The sequence below is a fragment of the Pseudomonas sp. HY13-MNA-CIBAN-0226 genome, assembly GCF_040310305.1.
In the GTDB taxonomy this organism is placed as follows: Bacteria; Pseudomonadota; Gammaproteobacteria; order Pseudomonadales; family Pseudomonadaceae; genus Aquipseudomonas; species Aquipseudomonas gregormendelii.
On the sequence record NZ_JBEOPS010000284.1, the window covers coordinates 1 to 269 of the forward strand.

The 269-nt window shown below is 62.8% G+C and carries 1 protein-coding gene; it reads right to left on the bottom strand.

From position 1 onward, the window contains the following. Positions 1 to 269, bottom strand: a 269-nt coding sequence (locus AAEZ05_RS28770) for a DUF4350 domain-containing protein (protein ID WP_350650003.1), incomplete at both ends; no start/stop codon positions are given.

A 269-nucleotide genomic window follows, 5' to 3' on the forward strand; every position in this document is an offset into this window, starting at 1 on the left:
CCATAATGCCTCGGCGACCAAGAGCAGGTGGCCGCCGGCTTTTGCCCAGCCCAGCAGTTGTTCGACCTGGCGTGGTGTCATGTTGCTGCGCTCCCCCAGCAGCAACAGGCTATGGCCTTTGGCGGGCAGTTCGGCGAGTCGTTCAAGGCCATTGGCATGCGCCACCACCACGCCTTGCTGGCGCAAAAAGTGCTCGGCGGCCAGGTAAGGGTTGGCGCGTGCCTCTGGTGACGGGCCGCGATTTACCACTTCCTCGTAGGGAATTACCT